Origin of the sequence: Mesorhizobium sp. M6A.T.Cr.TU.014.01.1.1 (assembly GCF_004022765.1) — a bacterium.
Lineage (GTDB): Bacteria > Pseudomonadota > Alphaproteobacteria > Rhizobiales > Rhizobiaceae > Mesorhizobium > Mesorhizobium mediterraneum.
In genome coordinates this window covers 1-3,173 of sequence record NZ_RZPG01000062.1, presented here as the reverse complement: position 1 = coordinate 3,173, position 3,173 = coordinate 1, and the positions used below count along the sequence as shown (strand labels likewise).

The following is a 3,173-nucleotide window of genomic DNA, read 5'->3' as shown; positions in this document are numbered from 1 at the left end:
GCATACTGGCCGCCTGCGCTTACAATCTGCGCACCATGATTGGCGTCCTCTATCCACCCGATGAGAGGCGGACATGAGGGAGGAGTGCGTCCACAATCCGGCAGGATGGCTGCCTAAACCGACAAAGGCCTCGCAAGGGCCGCGGAAAACCGCTCTGCCGGCCTTCAAAAAGGCCCCCACTGACCACCGAACTCCACTTCGCTCCCCGTGCAAAGCCCTCCTTGTGGGAGAAGGTGGCCGAGCGAAGCTCGGTCGGCTGAGGGGTGTTCCAGCTTGGCACCCACAGCGCTCCTGCTAACACCCCTCAACCGTCTTGGCGCTGCGCGCCAATCCACCTTCTCCCGCAAGGGGAGAAGGAAGAAGGCGCCGTCGGTCAGGTCAGGTGTTGAACTTGAACAGCATGATGTCGCCGTCCTGGACGACATATTCCTTGCCTTCGTCGCGCGCCTTGCCGGCCTCCTTGGCCGCCACTTCGCCGCCCAGCGTGATGAAGTCGTTGTATGCGATGGTCTGGGCGCGGATGAAGCCGCGCTCGAAATCGGTGTGGATGACGCCTGCCGCCTGCGGCGCCTTGGCGCCCTTGTGCACGGTCCAGGCGCGCGTTTCCTTTGGCCCGACGGTGAAATAGGTGATGAGCTGCAAAAGCTCGTAGCCGGCGCGGATCACCTTGTTCAAGCCTGGCTCCTCAAGGCCCAACGTTGCCAGGAATTCCATTTCCTCGTCGTCGCTGAGCTGCGCGACCTCGGCTTCGATCGCCGCGGAAATCACCACGGTGCGGGCGCCTTGCGCGGCAGCCATCTGCTCGACCGCTTTGGTGTGCGCGTTGCCGGTGGCAGCATCGGCCTCGGCGACGTTGCAGACATAGAGCACGGGGTGCGACGTCAGCAGGTTCAGCCCCTGCAGGATGCGCAGATCCTCCGCGGAGATACCTTTGAGCAGAATGCGGGCTGGCTTGCCGGCCTGCAGGAGTTCAAGTGCGGCTTCCATCATCGGAAGCACGGTCAACGCCTCCTTGTCCTTGCCGGAAGCGCGCTTGCGGAACTGCACGATGCGGCGCTCGAGGCTGTCGAGGTCGGCGAGCATCAGCTCGGTCTCGACGGTCTCGGCGTCGGCGACGGGATCGATGCGGCCCTCGACATGGGTGATGTCATCATCCTCGAAGCAGCGCAGCACATGGACGATGGCGTCGACCTCGCGGATGTTGGCCAGGAACTGGTTGCCCAGCCCTTCGCCCTTCGAGGCGCCGCGTACCAAGCCGGCGATGTCGACGAAGGAGATGCGGGTCGGGATGATCTCCTTCGACTTGCCGATCGCCGCGATCTTCTGCAGGCGCGGGTCGGGCACCGCCACCTCGCCGGTGTTCGGCTCGATGGTGCAGAACGGATAGTTGGCGGCCTGCGCCGCCGCCGTCCTGGTCAGCGCGTTGAAAAGCGTCGATTTGCCAACATTGGGCAAGCCAACGATGCCGCATTTGAAACCCATTTTTATCCGGTCCTATCGGGAAATCGAAATTTGATGAGGGCTATGGGCGAAAGGGGTGACGAACGTCAAGCCCTTCGGCTCCGTTCACGCCGAAGCTCAATCCTTGCCGCCAAACAGCTTCTTCAGCATGGCGGCCATCGGGCCGGTTTGCGGCAGCTTGACCGCCGACTGCTGTCGCGCCTGACGGACGTGGCTTTGCTGTTTCGGGCTCTGCTGTTTCGACCCCGCGTTTTCGCGTTCGGGCGCAGCACCGGTCTTGCGCTGGACGGCAACGCTGACCTTGTTCATGAAGCCGGGCTCATCACCCCTCACAATCATTTCGGCATGATCACCGATGGCGTCGAGCAGCGGCTCCAGCCATTCGCGATCGGCCTTGGCGAAATCGCCAAGCACATGATGCTGGACGAATTCCTTGACGCCCGGGTGGCCGACGCCGATGCGCACGCGGCGGTAAGCGTTACCGACATGGCCGTCGATCGAGCGGATGCCGTTGTGACCGCCGGCGCCGCCGCCGGTCTTCACGCGGACCTTGCCGTCGGCGAGGTCGATCTCGTCATAGAAGACTGTGAGCGCCGAGGGGGTGAGCTTGTAGAAGCGCAGCGCTTCGCCGATCGACTGGCCTGAATTGTTCATGAAGGTCTGCGGCTTGATCAGGATGATCTTTTCGCCGGCAAGCGTGCCTTCGGCGATCAGTCCCTGGAACTTCTTCGACCAGGGCGAAAAGGAATGGCGGCGGGCGATTGCGTCCGCCGCCATGAAGCCGACATTGTGCCGGTTGTTGGCGTATTTCGCGCCCGGATTGCCGAGGCCTGCAAACAGCAGCATCGTCACCTCCGGGCGGAAAGGGATTACTTCTCTTCGGCGGCAGGAGCCGCTTCGGGCTCAGCCGCTTCGACCGTCTCTTCCGCCTCCGGCTTCATCGCCGCGGAGCCGGCAATGGTCGCGACGGTGAAGTCGCGGTCGGAGATCACCGGCTTGACGCCAGCCGGCAGCTTGACCGCCGAGATATGGATCGAATCGCCGATATCGGTGCCGGTGAGATCGACGGTGATGAATTCCGGGATCGCATTGGCCGGGCAGTGGAACTCGACTTCGTGACGCACGATGTTGAGCACGCCGCCGCGCTTGATGCCGGGCGACTTGTCCTCGTTGATGAAGTGGACCGGCACGTCGACATTGACTTCGGTGTCCTTGCCGATGCGCAGGAAGTCGACATGGACCGGGAAATCCTTGACCGGGTCGAGCTGGAAGTCCTTGGGCAGGACCTGGATCTTCTTGCCGTCGACATCGATCGTGGCGATCGTGGTCAGGAACCCGCCGCCATGGATCTTGTAGTAGATGTCCTTGTAGGTCAGCGCAATCGCCAGGGGAGGCTGCTTGTCGCCGTAAATTACTGCAGGCACTTTACCGTTGCGGCGAACTGCACGGGCGGACCCCTTACCGACCTGTTCGCGCGCTTCGGCCTTGAGCTCGTAAGAAGCTTGGCTCATGGCATTTCCTTTCGCGTTGTTCTGGAGCGTTCGCGGCCGGCGAGATGCCTGGGCCGTAAACGTCGAAAGCCGTCATGGCCTTACATGATCTGGTCCAAAATCTTTTTTGGGATCACGCAGGCCCGGACAGCCTTCCGCCGCGTTGCCTCCAAGGGTGTCTACGCGGGTGGCGGCTCTATAGCGGAAGGCGGGGCGGGGTGC

Annotated in this window: 3 protein-coding genes; all 3 read right to left on the bottom strand. The window is 62.7% G+C overall.

The genetic code is table 11. The features are described from left to right. Nucleotides 1-378 precede the first annotated feature (378 nt). The 3 genes from ychF to EN885_RS32905 all read right to left on the bottom strand — a co-directional run bounded on the left by ychF (nt 379) and on the right by EN885_RS32905 (nt 2,972). Nucleotides 379-1,482, bottom strand: a complete 1,104-nt coding sequence (gene ychF, locus EN885_RS32915) for a redox-regulated ATPase YchF (RefSeq protein ID WP_128244388.1) — start codon at nt 1,480-1,482, stop codon at nt 379-381. Between the two features lie 96 nt (nt 1,483-1,578). Then, nucleotides 1,579-2,307: an aminoacyl-tRNA hydrolase gene (gene pth, locus EN885_RS32910; protein WP_128244387.1), complete on the bottom strand. Its 729-nt coding sequence runs from the start codon at nt 2,305-2,307 to the stop codon at nt 1,579-1,581. A 23-nt stretch (nt 2,308-2,330) separates the two neighbouring features. Then, the gene (locus EN885_RS32905) at nt 2,331-2,972 is read right to left on the bottom strand and encodes a 50S ribosomal protein L25/general stress protein Ctc (RefSeq protein WP_126105267.1); all 642 of its coding nucleotides are present in this window, start codon (nt 2,970-2,972) and stop codon (nt 2,331-2,333) included. Nucleotides 2,973-3,173 lie beyond the last annotated feature (201 nt).